At 38.7% G+C, this 16,825-nt stretch carries 12 protein-coding genes and 1 pseudogene; 7 read left to right on the forward strand and 6 right to left on the reverse strand.

The features are described from left to right. Nucleotides 1-489: 489 nt before the first annotated feature. The 4 genes from AN393_RS18725 to AN393_RS18740 all read right to left on the reverse strand — a co-directional run bounded on the left by AN393_RS18725 (nt 490) and on the right by AN393_RS18740 (nt 6,648). Nucleotides 490-3,690: an efflux RND transporter permease subunit gene (locus AN393_RS18725; RefSeq protein ID WP_055018868.1), complete on the reverse strand. Its 3,201-nt coding sequence runs from the start codon at nt 3,688-3,690 to the stop codon at nt 490-492. Nucleotides 3,691-3,701: 11 nt separating this feature from the next. Next, complete coding sequence (locus tag AN393_RS18730; protein WP_055018869.1) at nt 3,702-4,958, reverse strand: efflux RND transporter periplasmic adaptor subunit; 1,257 nt, start codon at nt 4,956-4,958, stop codon at nt 3,702-3,704. Nucleotides 4,959-5,022: 64 nt separating this feature from the next. After that, nucleotides 5,023-6,240, reverse strand: coding sequence for a TolC family protein (locus AN393_RS18735; protein WP_024032672.1), 1,218 nt, complete (start codon nt 6,238-6,240; stop codon nt 5,023-5,025). Nucleotides 6,241-6,321: 81 nt separating this feature from the next. Continuing rightward, nucleotides 6,322-6,648, reverse strand: coding sequence for a hypothetical protein (locus AN393_RS18740; RefSeq protein WP_010388429.1), 327 nt, complete (start codon nt 6,646-6,648; stop codon nt 6,322-6,324). A gap of 189 nt (nt 6,649-6,837) precedes the next feature. On the opposite strand from AN393_RS18740, the gene AN393_RS18745 reads away from it, so the two are divergent. From AN393_RS18745 to AN393_RS18765, 5 genes are all read left to right on the forward strand, one after another. Beyond that, the gene (locus AN393_RS18745) at nt 6,838-7,737 is read left to right on the forward strand and encodes a cation transporter (RefSeq protein WP_002962256.1); all 900 of its coding nucleotides are present in this window, start codon (nt 6,838-6,840) and stop codon (nt 7,735-7,737) included. Nucleotides 7,738-7,798: 61 nt separating this feature from the next. Further along, nucleotides 7,799-8,119, forward strand: coding sequence for a hypothetical protein (locus AN393_RS18750; RefSeq protein ID WP_024032673.1), 321 nt, complete (start codon nt 7,799-7,801; stop codon nt 8,117-8,119). Nucleotides 8,120-8,192: 73 nt separating this feature from the next. Continuing rightward, entirely contained in the window at nt 8,193-9,485 is a 1,293-nt protein-coding gene (locus AN393_RS18755; protein ID WP_002962255.1) for a TolC family protein, read from the forward strand. Nucleotides 9,486-9,555: 70 nt separating this feature from the next. Further along, on the forward strand, nt 9,556-10,452 hold the full coding sequence (locus tag AN393_RS18760; protein ID WP_002962254.1) for an efflux RND transporter periplasmic adaptor subunit: 897 nt from the start codon (nt 9,556-9,558) through the stop codon (nt 10,450-10,452). 10 nt (nt 10,453-10,462) lie between these two features. Then, on the forward strand, nt 10,463-13,591 hold the full coding sequence (locus AN393_RS18765) for an efflux RND transporter permease subunit (RefSeq protein WP_024032674.1): 3,129 nt from the start codon (nt 10,463-10,465) through the stop codon (nt 13,589-13,591). 84 nt (nt 13,592-13,675) lie between these two features. On the opposite strand, the gene AN393_RS18770 is transcribed toward AN393_RS18765, so the two are convergent. Both AN393_RS18770 and AN393_RS18775 read right to left on the reverse strand, forming a co-directional pair. Then, nucleotides 13,676-14,563 (reverse strand): cation diffusion facilitator family transporter, encoded by an 888-nt coding sequence (locus tag AN393_RS18770; RefSeq protein WP_002962252.1) that lies wholly within the window; start codon nt 14,561-14,563, stop codon nt 13,676-13,678. After that, nucleotides 14,550-15,280, reverse strand: a pseudogene (locus AN393_RS18775) (transglutaminase-like domain-containing protein). The gene AN393_RS18770 and the pseudogene AN393_RS18775 overlap by 14 nt, the downstream one beginning before the upstream one ends. 78 nt (nt 15,281-15,358) lie before the next feature. On the opposite strand from AN393_RS18775, the gene cadR reads away from it, so the two are divergent. Next, entirely contained in the window at nt 15,359-15,748 is a 390-nt protein-coding gene (gene cadR, locus AN393_RS18780) for a Cd(II)/Pb(II)-responsive transcriptional regulator (protein ID WP_002962247.1), read from the forward strand. 42 nt (nt 15,749-15,790) lie between these two features. Continuing rightward, nucleotides 15,791-16,168 carry a MerR family transcriptional regulator gene (locus AN393_RS18785; RefSeq protein ID WP_055018870.1) on the forward strand — a complete coding sequence of 126 codons (378 nt, stop codon included), beginning with the start codon at nt 15,791-15,793 and terminating at the stop codon, nt 16,166-16,168. Nucleotides 16,169-16,825: the final 657 nt, after the last annotated feature.

A 16,825-nucleotide genomic window follows, 5' to 3' on the forward strand; every position in this document is an offset into this window, starting at 1 on the left:
AAATTACACTCTAAAAATAATTATGTTTTTTATTAGGTAAATTTCTTAAACAACGAGAAATCGCTTGAAAACATCTATTACAGTAAGTGATTTGAATTGATAATTTGCCCTATCTGTTATACGAAAGCTAATCGGTTTACTTCGAGGTAGAGTTTATTTAGGCCGATGCTTTGCGGAGTAGCAACAGCGCATCTTTATTTTTCATTACATAAAGAACTTGTATTCATGGGCAGTTATAGCCGTGGATTGCATCACTCAATAATTACCGGCGGTCTGCTCTGTGCCATAAGCCGACCTTGAGACACATAGAGATTAAGACTGCAAAGATACGAAAGCGGAAGTTAGCTTTGGCCTGTTTAACGACAAATATTCCGACAAAGCAGTCATGACTATTAGTTTATTGTTAAATCTAATCTTTCTTTTCGTTCATCTACTCAATAACCCCACGCTAAACGTGACTTTAGCGTGGGGTTAGAGTTCACAGTAATTTTATCTGGATAGCTCTTTTATTTTTTTCTCTGAAAACCAGCGATATAAAACAGGTAAAACAAATAATGTTAACAGTGTTGCAGTTACCAAGCCGCCAACAATAACACTCGCTAATGGGCGCTGTATTTCTGCACCAACACCATTAGACATTAACATCGGTATCAAACCTAAAGCTGATGTTATAGCAGTCATAAGTACAGGTCTTAATCTTGAAGTAGCGCCTTCAAAAACGGCTTTAGATGCTTCTAGACCGTCTTTAATACGTTGGTTGATACTTTCTACCATAACGACCCCATTCAATACCGCTACACCAAATAAGGTAATAAAGCCAACGGAGCTTGGTACAGACAAGTATTGTCCAGATAAATATAAGGAGAAAACTCCGCCAATTACAGCAAGCGGCACGTTGACCAATATCAGCATAGCTTGACCAACAGAACCAAAGGCAAAGTAAAGTAGTAGTGCGATTAGTGCTAACGATAAAGGTACAACTATAGCTAACCTATTTTGAGCACGTTTTTGACTTTCGAACTGGCCTCCAATCGAAACAGAATAACCTGAAGGTAAGTCAACCTTTTCAGCAATTACCGTTCTGATATCGGCAACCACGCTTCCCATATCTCGATTTTGTACATTTGCTTGGATAACGACTCTTCGTTGTACATCATCGCGTCTAACTTGTGGTGGGCCTGACTCAAATGAGACTGAGGCTACGTCACCCAGTCGCACCCAAGCACCAGTAGGTGATTGAAGCCGAATATCAGCAATAGCTTCTTTGTTACTTCGGTACTCTTCCTCTATGCGAACGTAAATATCATAACGTTCATTACCATTGATTATTTGTCCGGCTGCAACACCACCAATACCATCACGCACAACCTCCATTATGTCACTCACAGACAATCCAAAGCGTGATAGTTCTTGCCTGTTAGGACTTATCACCAATTGCGCTTCACCAGCAATTTGCTCCAATGCAACATCCCTTGCACCTTCAATGTTTTTAATTGCTGTTTCTATTTCTTGACCTTTAGCCGCCAGTACCTCAAGTTCAGGCCCAAACAACTTTATCGCCAACTGAGCCTTAACACCAGATAGTAGCTCATCGACACGAGTCGCAATAGGTTGAGAAAAGTTGAGTAGCAACCCAGGGAATTCTTCTAGAGATCTCTCCATTTTTCCTTGAAGTTCATATCGATTAGATGCACTGGTCCACTCAGAAACAGGCTTCAACCCTATGTAAATTTCGATGTTATTCACTGGCTCTGGGTCTCCACCTATTTCTGCTCGACCAATTCGGCTTAATGCATAGGTTACTTCAGGAAAAGCCATTAGTTTTTCTTCTAGAATTGGTGCCACAGTGAGCGCGGTATCTAAACTGGAAGAAGGTGCAAGCGTTGCTCTTAAGTTTATCGTCCCTTCTTCTAACTCAGGTACAAATTCAGTACCAATTAATGGAACTAATGCAAAGGCAGAGAAAACTAATATAAGTGCGGCTGAAATGACTAATTTGGTGCGTTTTAGTGCGAATGTAAGCCCTTTTCTGTAGAGTTTGTCTAATGGCCTAAGAACAAAGCTTTCCCTCTCTTTTACACCTGACTTAAATAAATAAGTAGCTAAAGCGGGTACAAAAAACAACGCAACCACAATAGCAGATATAACAGCTAAAATGATGCTTATTGCCATAGGTTGAAATAACTTTGCCTCAACACCTTCAAAGCTAAATAAAGGCGTAAATACAACTAAAATAATAGAAGCTGCAAAAAATACGGGACGAGCCACTTCTTTACCCGCATTTTGAAGACGTAACTTAATACCATGCTCATCTTGTTCTACATCATGTGGATCAGTATCAGCACTAGGCACTCTTTCTTTTACAGTTTTTAAATGGGTAGAGTCTGGTCTATTTAAATGCTTAAACATGTTTTCAACCATCACGACTGAACCATCAACTAGCATACCAATGGCTACGGCAATGCCACCCAATGACATAAGGTTTGCAGAAATGCCCCACCAAGCCATGATCATTAACGCGATACCAATTGAAATTGGAATAGATATTAGGACAAGGAAGGTTGCACGTATATTCATTAAAAATAGTGCTAATACAATACAGATGAAAATAAATGCTAGTAATAGTGCATCAACTACTGTATCAACGGCTTTTTCAATCAAATCAGCCTGATCATAAAATGGTTCAAAGCGAACACCTTTAGGCAATGCTTGATTAATCAATGGGATTCTTGCATTGATACCATCAATGGTGGCTTTAGTATTAGACCCCATGCGTTTTAAGACAATGCCAGAGACAACTTCACCTAAATTTTCGACTTTACCGTCTTCGGTTTTGCGCGTCATTGTGACAGCACCTTGACGAATTTCACTGCCCATTTCAACTTTAGCAATATCCGAAACCGTCACAACTGTCCCATCAACTGTTTTGACGGGAACTTGTTTGATATTACTAATACCAGCGTCACCACTTTCAAACCAACCTGCACCTCTAATAACAAGCTGCTCTTGCCCACGGTTCATATACCATCCGCCAACATTGGCATTGTTGTTATCTAGGGCACCAACAACGTCTTCTTGCGTTAGGTTATAAGAAAGAAGCTTAGATGGATCTACATTTACTTGGTACTGCCTAACAATACCTCCAAAGGAGAGTACATCAGTAACACCATCGACAGGCATAACGAGTAATTTTACTACCCAATCATTGAGACTCCTGAGTGCCATAGCATCATAGCCTGCATCTTTATCTGAAATAAGAAGGTACTGAAATACTTGGCCTAGCCCTGAGGTGTTTGGCCCCATTTCGGGTGTGCCGACACCTTCTGGTATCAGTTCTTTTGCGGCTTGAAGACGCTCAAATACAAGTTGTCTTGCAAAGTAAATGTCGGTGCCTTCTTTGAAAACAACCGTGACGCCAGACAAGCCTGTCTTAGAAATTGAGCGCACTTGTTCTACATCAGGTAAGGCATACATGACCGCTTCAATGGGGTACGTAATGAGTTGTTCAACTTCTTCAGCAGCTAGTCCTGGCGCTTCAGTATTTACAGCAACTTGAACATTAGTAACATCAGGAAAGGCATCTAAATTTAGTTTTGGTATAACCATAATTGCGCCGACAATTGTGGCAAACAGCGCAATCAAAATCAGGAGTCTATTATTAACAGACCAATCTATTATTTTATTAAACATAGTCTTGCTCCTTAGTGGTTATGCGGATCAAATCCGCCTTTAGCGATTTCAGAAGCAACAAAAAATGCGCCTTTGGTTACAATTCGCGTCCCACTATCAAGGCCAATGATTTCCCTAAAATCACCTAAGGCTCGGCCTAGTTCTACTTCTACAGCTTTAAATTCTCCAGGGTGGTCTTCGACAAATACGGTCCAATCACCATCTGCGCTGCGGATCAATGCTTCTTCTGGCACAGCCATCACTTTCTGCTTTGTGGCAAACTGAAAGTAAACTTTTACAAACATACCTGAATGAAGGTTATCATCAGCATTCTGTACCCCCAATCTAATAATTCTTGTACGAGTTACGGGATCAATTGTATGGGCTTCTTGGATAACTTTGGCATTGTAACTCTGGCCTTCTAATTTAAGTACCGCAGGAGAATCAATTGATAAATTTAGCTTTTTATTTGGAGAAACTTTTGCTTCAACCCATAGTTGTTTTTCATCAGCTAACAACATGACTGAATCCCCAGCATCAACACGTTGCCCTTGGATAAAGTCGTCTTGAAGCACGACACCTTCACGGTGCGCCGTTAATGCATATTGTCCAAATGCTTTAATGTCTTTGTTAGAAATACCATTTATTGCTTTTTCAGTTAACCCTAAAGCAATGAGCTTGCCATAGCTCGCATTGTATGTTGTTTCAGCTTGTAATAATCGACTTTCACTCACCGTCTTATTACCCAGCTTTTTTACACGTTGCCATTCGGTTGAAGCGATTAAATAGTCAGCTTGTGCTTGTGCCATTGCTTCACTAAATAATGTAACTAACTTCTGACCTATTTCTACATACTCGCCAAGCGCTGCATGGCGACTGATAATTACTGACTCTGTACGTGGTGATACCACATAACTTTTATAGCCATTAGCTTTTATTTCGCCAGGTGCATATACGGAGCTAAATTGATATTCAGGCTTAACACTTTCCACTTTAATGTTAGCAAGCGACATCTTCTTTGGATCAATAGTGATACCTTCTTCATGTTCTTCTTCTCCCTCTCTATTACCACCTTCATGGCCGTGCTCGTCATGGTCACCTTTATCTTCTTCATGTCCCTTTTCGTGTTCATGCTCATCTTGATGTTCTTTTTCTTCTTGTTTCGAAACGTTTGTGACAGAACCAGTTCCATCTGACGACTGTGCAAAAGCATCATGATTTGTACTAAACCCAACTAACAGGCTGCTAATTACTACGGCTAAAAATTTTTTACTAATTACTGTATTCATTTTTGTAACCTATATTTTTAATAAATTTAAGATTTCGTTTTTCGCTACTGAAAAAACAAAGCGCTCAAATCTCAAATTTGGATAACTGACCCATACTTAAAATGAAGGATATTTCTGCAAGCTTGAATTGATTTTCCAAACGTATTCCTGCATGAAGCCCTTCCGCACGTTGATTTAATGCGAGTAAATAATCAGAAGTGTTTATGTCACCAGCTTGCCAGCGCTTATTTAATAAATTTGCGCTGCTAGCCAACCTACCTTGGGTGAGCTTTTGCCATTGCTCGTAGTATTTTCTACTGACATTAAGCGATTCATAATTAGCTTTTGCTTCAAAAGACTGCTTTCGATATACCGACTGAAAATTCGCCTCGGCTGCAATGGCTTCTGAATAAGCGGCTTTAACATTATCTGTATAGTTATTTCTGATGTTTAAAGGCATTGAAAAAGTCACACCAACCAAGTCTTCATCTCCACTTTTCCCTGCGCTAACGCCAATGGTTGGATTAGCTTTAGATTCCATAGTGGTTAGTTGAGCTTTAGATTGTTGTCCCTTCCATTTCGCTCTAGCAAGTTTAACTTTTGGATGTTCCTCAACCCACTGGGAGTTAAATGAGTAGCTTGTTGCTCCAAAAGTAAATGAAAACAAATTGGTAGTATTAGGCGTCCAATCAGGCAATAACTCCTGAACCTTTACCTCTGCATTTTTCAAAGCAATTTGAGACTCAGATATTTCACTAAAAATTTGCGACAAGTTTAAATAGACTAGCTCAGCGTCAAGTGGCTCTAGAAGTCCAGCTTTTCGTTTGTCTTCAACAATTCCAACGAGCGTTTGCAATTGCTCTTCTCTTTCTGAAAGTAACTGAGCAGCTTTTTTTGCTGCTTGCCAATTAACTAATGCAGTTAAGGCATTAGCCTTTTTAGAATCGAGTAGAGATAACAATTGTTGCTGGTTTGCATAAACATCAATTTCACCAATGGTTTTATTTGTTGATTGCTTATCCCAAAAATCTATCGTTTGACTGATACCAATAGAGTAATTATCAAAATCACCTTCTTTTTCATAGCTTGCTTCAAGCTCTGGGTTATATACGGCTTGAGTTAAGCTTTTGGCTCTATGATTACTTGCATTAAGTAACTCTTTAGCCGCAACAACTTCGGGATCTTTATTTATTTGACTATCTAGCCATGAAATACTTTTCTGTTTGCCATAAGTGGCAACTGAAAAACTCACAGCCATGCATAAAGACAGGGTTAAACCTGCATTTTTTAAAAATATATACATAAAACTTCTTAATTTTTTAATTTATAAACACGAACCCTTTATCCTTCTCATGGACAAATAGGTCATTAAAAATCAATCTAATTAAGAAATGGGTGGGCGAAGTATCGCTTCAAGGTAAGTATTTGTTTGATCAATTTGATAAGGCGTTTTATTGATAATGTTTAGTTTGCCCGTGGTATTTGAATTACTGACTAAAATCCAAGATAAGTGGCTGCCACTGCAATGACCGCAGTGATGACAATCTTTTTCATTATGCTGCTCATCACCTACATTATCATTTGAGACATTTCGATCATCTGCATGATCATGTTGAGTTTGAAGGTGCTCTATATCTATTTGGTGATTCTCAGATGTTGAGGATGCTACAGCAGTTAACGATTGTAAAACAATCGAAATAACCAAGAGCATTTTTAGTACAACATTAAGGTTCAAAGTTATCACCAGTTAAATATAGTATTTAAAATACTAGCAGAAACTATTTTCTTAAACTAGCTTTTCAATTCAGTTTCCACGCTTTTACATTAAATAATTTTTTATTTGACTCTATAGCCACTATAGATTTTATACTTATTTTAATATTATTACGGAGTGTTAAATATGTCAGAAAAATGTAGTGGTCAGTGTCAATCATCTTCTACCAATGAAGATGTAAAAATTGATACACAATTAGATAACTATAGTGGCGCGTTTGTCAGTACATTTAAAGTACCTCAAATGGACTGTCCTTCAGAAGAGAGATTGATTAGGTTAGCACTTGACTCAATTGAGCCTTCAGTTGGGTTGCAATTTGATATTCCTAGCCGTTTAGTCAAGGTTTTTCATGATGAAAATTTAGATGAGATAACAAAAAAATTACAACAACTCAATCTCGGTGCAGAGTTGGCATCAACTAAAGAAAGTTGCAGCACCGAAGCTGCAAAAGCAAAAGATCTAGCCCAAAAAAATGAGATGAAAGAAGCATCAACGCTAAAATGGTTGTTAGCCATTAATGGAGTCATGTTTTTTATAGAAGTAATTGCTGGGATTATTGCGCAATCTGCTGGCCTTATTGCCGACTCATTAGATATGTTTGCTGATGCTGCTGTTTATGGTTTAGCTATATATGCTGTCGGTAAAAGCATAAGCATGAAACTTAGAGCGGCACATATATCTGGTGTACTTCAAATTATTCTAGCGCTAGGTGCTTTGAGTGAAGTCGTAAGACGCTTTATTTACGGTAGTGAACCTATCTCTTCTTTAATGATGATATTTGGTGGAATAGCACTAATCGCTAACATTGCTTGTCTGTTTTTAATATTTGGCAACAAAGAAGACGGCGCTCATATGAAAGCGAGTTGGATTTTTTCCGCAAATGACGTAATCGCAAACGTAGGTGTAATCTTAGCTGGCTTATTAGTTACAGTAACTAGCAGCCGTTATCCAGATTTAGTGATTGGTTTGATTATTGCTGTTGTCGTTTTAAACGGTGCTCGCCGCATCTTACAGCTAAAGTCTTAAGTAGAAAGTAGTTAAAAGAATGCACCCGTCATATTTTAAACCATATATATCATACGTGATAATGATTTTAATCGCGGTGCAGTCTGTGTTTTTTTCGCAAGAAGAGATTGAAGGAAACTTAATTGAAAGTTCTTTTAATATATCACTAACTGAGTCTATTACCCCGCTAAAAGCTCCTGAAAGCTCTAATTTATTTGAGGAGGGTAATAGCCAAACTTTAATTGATAATTGTAATTTTTGTTGCTGCTGTCAGTTATTTTTAAATACAGATTCTTCTTGTAATATTTTACAAGCAACAGATCACTTCCTTACCTACGCCTTAGTTTCCCCTGAGCTAAAAGGCTATATCTCGGTGCCATTCCGCCCACCTAAATACGCCTAAATTTTATAGAAAATTAAGAAAGGTCAAATGTTAATGACCTAAATATCACATATAAATTTATAGGAAAGTATACATGGCACTTAATACCTGTGTGCATCGCAAGATAGCAATTTTAAGGTGTGTAACACCTCGGCTTAAATATATCGCGTTTCTCGCTTTGTCACTTTTTACATTTAATGTTTATGCCTTTGAGAAGCAGTTAAACCTTCAAGAGGCAATTCAGTGGACGCTTAAACAAAATCCAGAACTTAAAATATTTGATTTCAAGCAAACGGCATTAATTGGACGAGAACAAATCGCAAGTTTAAATCCTGCTTATGAACTAGAGCTTGAAGCTGAGAACTTTGCAGGCTCAGGTGAATTTAATACATTCGACAGTGCTGAATTAACAGTCGCTCTATCTTCGGTTATCGAAATGGGAGATAAACGCTCAGCGCGGATTGGAATTGTTTCAAAATCAAGAACACTACTCACTGCTGAAAAAGAAGTCTCTGCGCTTAATTTAATGGCTCAAGTCACTGAGAAGTACGTGGAAGTACTTGCAGCCCAACAAAGAGTTATATTGGCAGAAAATGCTTTGAGCTTAGCACAAGAAACCTTAGAGATTGTATCTCAGCGTAACCGCGCAGGTGCTACTCCTGAGGCTGAAGTGAAACGCTCAAAAGCAGTTATTGCTCAGGCTAACCTCACCCTTCAATCTGAACAAAAGCGCTTGGAATATCTAAAGCTTTCTTTATCAGCTTACTGGGGAGAAACATCAGTGTCATTCTCTAGAGTAACTGGAGATCTGTTTCAATTTGGCAATGATAGTGATTTTAGTAGTCTCTTTGCGAAATTAGAGAAAAACCCTGCTATTCAAGTTTATGCAAGTGAGCAGCGACTAAAAGAGGCCGAGTTACAGTTGGCTAAAACAGAGTCAACGGCCAATATCAAATGGTCTGTTGGTGTTAGGCGCTCTCAAGAAGCCAATGATACGGCACTGGTCGCTGGCTTTAGCTTACCTTTGTTTGCTGAAAAGCGAAATTCTGGCGCAATCGCTAGTGCGCTAGCAGAGCGTGACCAAGTTGCCATAGAGAAAGAGGCGACTAAGTTAAGATTTAGAAATCACTTACTACGAGCATACTCCAATAGAAAACAAGCCATATTAACAGCTAATTCATTAAAGCAGTCGGTTATCCCAATGCTTGAAGATGCACTGGAAGATACTCAAGACGCCTATCAAAAAGGTCGATATGGATATCTTGATTATGTATCGGCTAGACAAGAGCTGTTAAATGCTCGGCGAACCCTTATTGACGCGGCATCTGCTGCCCTAATTTATGGCGCAGAGATAGAAAAACTAACAAACGAAGCGCTGTCACTCTAAATAAACATCACTTTAAGTTTAATAACAATTTATTGATTCAGTGATTAACTGAATCGTTTAGGAATTCAAAATGAAAAACTATTTACTCGCACTATTGATTTTTATTGGGTATCTATCACCCATTCAAAGTGTTTTCGCTAGTGAAGATGAACATGAAGGCGAAGAAGGCATAAGCAAAATCGACAATAACATGGCAAAAAAGGTTGGTGTTGAAACAGCCTATTTAGCTTCAAAAACGTTGAACCAAACTATCCCTGTATACGGCTCTACGACGATAGGCGCTGAACAATTATTTCAAGTTAGCGCTAGATATAACGGCGTTATAAAGACAATAAACTTCACTGTTGGTGATACGGTAAAAAAAGGCGATCTATTAGCCGTTATTGAATCTAATGAGAGCTTAAATACTTATAAAATAACATCGCCTGTTTCTGGGACTGTTTTACAGCGAAATGGAAATATTGGCGGTATCACGCAAAACACTAGCTTGTTTGAAATCGTCAAATTTGACACCTTGTGGGCTGAATTTAAGGTGTTTACCAGCCAATATAATCAAATCAAAGTCGGTCAGCATGTTGATATTGAGCAAGGTGAACACGCATTCAGTTCAGTCATCACTAATATTATTCCAGCTAAAGATCAGCCTTATGTTTTAGCACGGGTACGATTAAACAACACTGAGTTAAAGCTAACGTCAGGTCAATTATTAAAAGGCAACGTAAAGATAAACCAATTTGAGGTGGATTTAGCGGTCGAGAAAGTTGCCATACAAGAGCTAGGTGGACAATTAGGTGTCTTTGTAAAAGAAAATGAAGAGTACGAGTTTGCACCACTTGTCCTTGGTCGTTCAGACAAAAACTATATCGAGGTCATTGATGGCCTCAGTAAAGACGCTGAATATGTAAACAAAAACAGTTATCTGATTAAAGCAGATATCTTGAAATCTGAAGTAGAAGACGACGATTAGGAGACGCAATATGATTGAATCAATTTTGCGTCTTGCAATAAATAGGCGCTATTTAGTATTAAGCTTGCTGATGGTAATCATCGGCGTTGGTATGTGGAGTTATCAAAAACTTCCCATTGATGCTGTTCCAGATATAACAAACGTACAGGTACAAATAAATACCTCTGCCCCCGGTTATTCACCTTTAGAAGCGGAGCAAAGGGTAACTTTTCCAGTAGAAAACGCATTAGCTGGACTACCAAAGCTGTCTCACACCCGCTCTCTTTCAAGATATGGTTTATCCCAGGTGACCGTTATCTTTGAAGAGGGAACCGACATTTATTTCGCACGCAACTTAATCAATGCAAGATTAGCTGCGATAAAAGGCGTTATTCCCTCTGGCTTAGAGCCAGAGATGGGTCCTATTTCCACAGGGCTTGGTGAAATATTTATGTATACCGTACAAGCTTCTCCTGACGCTAAAATGCCTAATGGAGAGCCTTATACCGCTATTGCTTTAAGAGAAATACAAGACTGGATCATTAAACCGCAATTGGCTCAAGTTAAAGGCGTCATTGAGGTCAACAGCATCGGCGGCTATAACAAGCAGTATCATATAACGCCGAAACCCGAAAAATTACTTTTTCATCAGGTAAGCTTTGAAGACGTTTCTGATGCATTACGTAAAAATAATGATAACCGTGGCGCGGGTTATATTGAGCAAAACGGACAACAAGTGTTAGTGCGCTCCATCGGGCAACTTGCGACAATGGATGAAATCCTCAATGTCATCATCAAAAAGAACGATGGTATTCCTGTAAAAATAAGTGATGTTGCCAATGTTGCTATAGGCAAAGAACTTAGAACAGGGGCTGCTACTCGTAATGGCATTGAGACAGTGCTTGGTACAACCATGATGCTGATTGGTGAGAATTCTCGCACCGTTGCTTTAGAAGTGGAACATAAGCTCAGCGAAATACAAAAATCTCTGCCAAAGGGCATTACCGCAGAGCCTGTTTACGACAGAACAACGTTAGTAGATAAAGCGATTGCAACCGTTACCAAAAACCTCGTTGAAGGTGCGCTTTTAGTTATTGTTGTGTTATTTATTCTACTTGGAAATTTACGTGCAGCTCTCATTACCGCTGCTGTTATCCCTATTTCCATGTTAATGACAATCACAGGTATGGTGCAAGCAGGAGTATCTGCCAATTTAATGAGTCTCGGCGCATTGGACTTTGGCTTGATAGTGGACGGGGCTGTAATCATCGTTGAAAACTCTGTCCGTAGGTTAGCACAGGCCCAACACAACGGTCATAGGCAAGACTTAAGAGAACGCCTAAATACCGTTTTTGAAGCCACTTCAGAAGTGATACGTCCAAGCTTGTTTGGTGTGGCAATTATCACTGTTGTTTACATCCCCATTTTCACGCTAACTGGCGTTGAAGGGAAAATGTTCCACCCTATGGCGGCAACTGTCGTTATGGCGTTAATTTCCGCAATGATCCTTTCAGTTACACTGGTTCCTGCTGCTGTAGCTGTGTTTATGAAAGGTAAAATCAGCGAAAAAGAAAGTGTAGTTATTCGTTCAACCAAGTCTATTTATGAACCATTGTTAAAAATGGCGATGAAATTTCGTTGGATTATTGTTTCATTCTCAACGCTGTTAATGGGGTATAGCCTTTGGTTAGCAACTACGCTTGGGACAGAATTTGTTCCTCAATTAAATGAAGGTGATATTGCACTACAGGCATTAAGAATTCCATCGACTGGCCTAGAGCAATCAGTAGAAATGCAAGAAGTACTTGAGCAACGTATTAAAGCGTTTCCTGAAGTTGATAAAGTATTCTCGCGCATTGGCACACCAGAAGTAGCAACCGACCCAATGCCACCGAGTATTGCTGATATCTTTGTTATTTTAAAACCACGTAAAGAATGGGCCGAACCTTCAAAACCAAGAAGTGAATTAGTTGAAGAAATGGAAAAAGTACTGAAAAACATTCCAGGCAACAACTATGAATTCACTCAGCCTATTCAAATGCGTTTCAATGAATTGATTTCTGGCGTTAGAGCTGATGTCGGCATCAAAATATTTGGTGATGATTTGGATCGGTTATTACTTACCGCAAAAGATATTCTAAATATTGTGAAAACCGTGGATGGTGCCGCTGATGCTCGAATGGAACAGGTCACAGGTGTTCCATCTTTATCAGTAATTCCTAAACGAGAAGCGCTTGGTAGGTATGGATTGAACGTTACCGAATTGCAAGACTGGGTTGCCACTGCGATTGGCGGTGAATCTGCGGGGATCATTTATGAAGGTGACAGACGGTTTGAGTTAGTTGTTCGCCTACCAGAGCAAATAAGAACGGATATCGATAGCTTGAAGCATCTGCCGCTTCCACTTGAGAATGGTAACTATGTGCCAATTGAAGAAGTTGCAGAGCTTAAATCAGAGTCTTTACCCGCGCAGATTAGCCGAGAGAACGGAAAAAGAAGAGTTGTGGTTACCGTCAATGTTCGTGGTAGAGATTTAGGCGGTTTTGTAAAAGAAGTTAAAGCTAAAATTAATCAGGAAGGAGAAATTCCAGCAGGATACTGGCTTGATTATGGTGGAACGTTTGAACAACTAGAATCAGCAAGTAAGCGATTAAGCCTAGTTGTACCGATAACATTGGTTGTTATCTTAGGTATTTTGATTATAGCATTTGGTTCATTAAAAGATGCATTAATCATTTTCAGTGGCGTGCCTTTAGCATTAACAGGGGGCGTATTTTCACTTTATTTAAGAGACATGCCCTTATCAATTTCGGCAGGTGTCGGCTTCATTGCATTGTCAGGTGTCGCAGTATTAAATGGCTTGGTTATGTTGGCTTTTATTCGAGATCTTTGGCATGAAAAAGGCGACCTATACGTAGCGATCATTGAAGGTGCCATCATTCGTTTAAGACCTATTTTAATGACGGCACTGGTCGCAAGTTTAGGTTTTATTCCAATGGCGTTAAACACTGGAATTGGTGCAGAAGTACAACGACCACTAGCAACAGTTGTTATCGGCGGTATTGTATCTTCTACCATTTTAACTTTGTTTGTATTGCCTATTTTATATCAATGGGCGCATGGCGCTGAGAGTAACAAACAGCAATCCGACGAAATCTAAAAGCAAAAAAGCAGCTTAATTACTAAGTTATGCCTAATTAAGCTGCTTTTTATATTGTATGCTCCAAAATTTTATTGATAAAACTTACTCTGCTTCATCCCTACAATTTTCATTTAAAAACTCAAACTCTATCGTCGTATGCGATAAATGATAGGAAGATAATTTAGCTGCAACCTCTTGTTTAAGCTTAATTAATTCTTTAACGTCAAAGTTGTCACTCAGCTCAAGGTGCGCTGTTAAAACGTGACTTTCACCATCCAGTGACCAAAAATGCATATGGTGTATACCATTTACTTCAGGAAATTCAATTAATGACTGCTTAATACGCTCTTGGGTCTCTTTATCGGGTGCAGCTTGAAGAAAAAGCACCAATGTTGATTTAAGATTTTTGAAAACGTTAAATAAGATAAACAGCGTAAACCCTATTGATAATAGAGGATCTAATATCGGCAGTTCAACGAACAACAATACAATAGAGACTATAAGAACGGCAACCCAACCGAGTACATCTTCAAGTAGGTGCCATGTCAGCACTTTTTCATTTAGTGTTTCACCCGCTTTTAATTTGAATACCGCATAACCATTTACGGCAACACCGAGTATGGCTAGCCCTAACATCCCCTCAACTACAGGCATTTCAGGATTGGACAGCTTAGGTATTGCTTCAAATAAAACCCAAATAGAGCCGATAATCAAAACAATACTATTTACCAATGCACCAAAAAGTGTAAGTCGGCGATAACCATAGCTGAATTTGTCTGATGCTTCTTTATCTGAAAAACGACTTAAAATCCACGCAAAACCTATTGAAAGACTATCACCAAGATCGTGAACGGCATCCGCCATTATCGCCGTACTGTTTGTGAGCCAACCACCTATAAATTCGATAATGGTAAATATCACATTAAGGAAAAATGCCCAACCAATCCGGTCGTCTTTACCATGCTGATGACTGTGACTATGGTTGTGCATTTTGTACCTCCAGTACTTTTTTATTTCTTATTTTTGATACATTCATATTAATCAAATGTCGGATCACTCGTTGATACAACCAACGTTTTACACCTGATAGATTAGTACCTTTTTCGAGATAGAACTTATCTGGTGAATCATAAAGCCCAAAGTCGTCATGAATACCTTCTTTTTGAATATAGGTATCCTCAACACGCCAATCCGTACCGGGTGAAGATAAGCACTTTGTTGCAACACCATAACCACAAAACTCATCTTTTGCTTGGCTAAATTTCTGCTGTAGTGAGCTTAAGTATTGCTCATCCAATATAAAGCCCTCTAAGTTTATCCAACGCCCTTCAAAGTAAACTTCTACCCAACTATGAATGATGTATTTAGGTGCTAACCAAAATACAAGCTTGGGATAGCACCTTTTTGTAGTTGCTGATCAATGGTAAAACCTTGGAAACGACACTGGATACCTAGTCCACGCAATAGTGCCATTAACAGATTACCCTTAGTATTACATTGTCCATAACCATCTGCTAGCACATCGCTTGCTGAAATATCATCACTCTTGTTATAGCCAAACATTATTTCATCTTTTACAAACTGATAAGCGGCACCAATTTTGTTGAAATTATCCAAATTTTTCCACCCTCGTTGATCGATCAGGGATTGGATATCTTTGTGTTCAAAATTAACGATATTCGTATTGTTTAAATATTTCTCAGTCATTTTTATATATCCCTTTCGTTGCATACCTATACTATAGATCCTATAGTAACTATAGAGTCAAATGTCTGGGGGAAATTGATGAAAATAGGCGAATTGTCAAAAAAATCGGGCTGTTCAATACAAACGATTAGATATTATGAAAGAGAAGGATTACTGTTAAATCCAAACCGTTCAGAAGGTAATTTCAGGCTGTATGATAGTAAAGCACTTAAACAATTGGAATTCGTAAAGCATTGTCGCAGCCTAGATATATCACTCAATGATATTAAACGTCTTATCGAATTAAAAAATAAGCCAGAAGAAAGCTGCTCTAGCGTTAATGCATTAATTGATCAGCAACTTGCACTAGTGAATAAACGTATGAAAGAATTAAGGGCGCTTAAAGCTGAATTACAACAGATGGCAAGTGCTTGTGGTTCAGACAATACAATTGAAGCGTGCGGCATCATCAAATCATTGGATAGCTAAACTAAATATAACTTTAGATTAGTAGTATTCACAAAGGCAATAATGAAAACCATTGGCAAATTAGCACAATCATTAAATTTAAATGTAGAAACCATTCGTTTTTATGAACGAGAAGGGCTGATTACACAACCTGAAAAACCAATATCTGGTTATAGACAATATGACGAAACAATAGCAGGACAACTTAGGTTTATCACAAAAGCCAAAGCGCTCGGCTTTACGTTAAGAGAAATAAAATCGCTAATGTCTATGGACAGCAACTGCACTCAAGTTGAGCTATTAAGCCGACAAAAGTTAGCAATCATTCGAGACAAAATTAATGACCTTCAACGTTTAGAGAAAGTAATTGTGGATATGACAAATACCTGTATGCAAAACGAAGATCCAACACATTGCCCCATAATTGATTCATTAAAATGATTGACTCCGTACTTATATACGGAGTTTAGAATGATGGTAATATCAACCAATAGACTTTCAAATGATAAATAAAATATTAGACAGAGTAGGCTCTAGTGGCGTTTGGCTAGCGGCACGGCCTGCTTCCCTGCATTAAGGTCACTTGCATCGGCATTAGGACTAGGCTTCTTCTCTCACTTCGAAGGAATAGCTGTAAATACGCTCTTACCTATTTTTGCATCTTTGGAACTATTGGTAAACTTATACAACTGGCACAAAATAAAAACCATACCAGAGCTGTCTTCAGCATTCTAGGGCCTGTAGCAGTGCTATTAACGCTTTATCCTCTTTGGCTATATGATTGGAGCACATACCTATTTTACTTTGGTATTTGCTTAATGGTCGTTATGTCGGTTTTGGATATCGTAAAACCAGTAAGGGAGCAAACATGCAACGTATGGCTAATTGCCGTCGTTGAAACGATTAACGGTCAATGTCTGCTTTTCGCTCAAATAAGCCCCCCGAAAAGTGGCTCATATATCTATCTAAGTTAAGGCTTTCAAAAACAGAAGTATATTTCCGATAACTGCCTTTGAATTCCTATAAACGGAAGTTTGCTTCCGAAATATAGCAATATTGGGTTAGAAACCGGAAGTTTACTTCCGTTTTGTACTTTAA

Origin of the sequence: Pseudoalteromonas sp. P1-25, from assembly GCF_001401805.1 — a bacterium.
Taxonomy (GTDB): Bacteria; Pseudomonadota; Gammaproteobacteria; order Enterobacterales; family Alteromonadaceae; genus Pseudoalteromonas.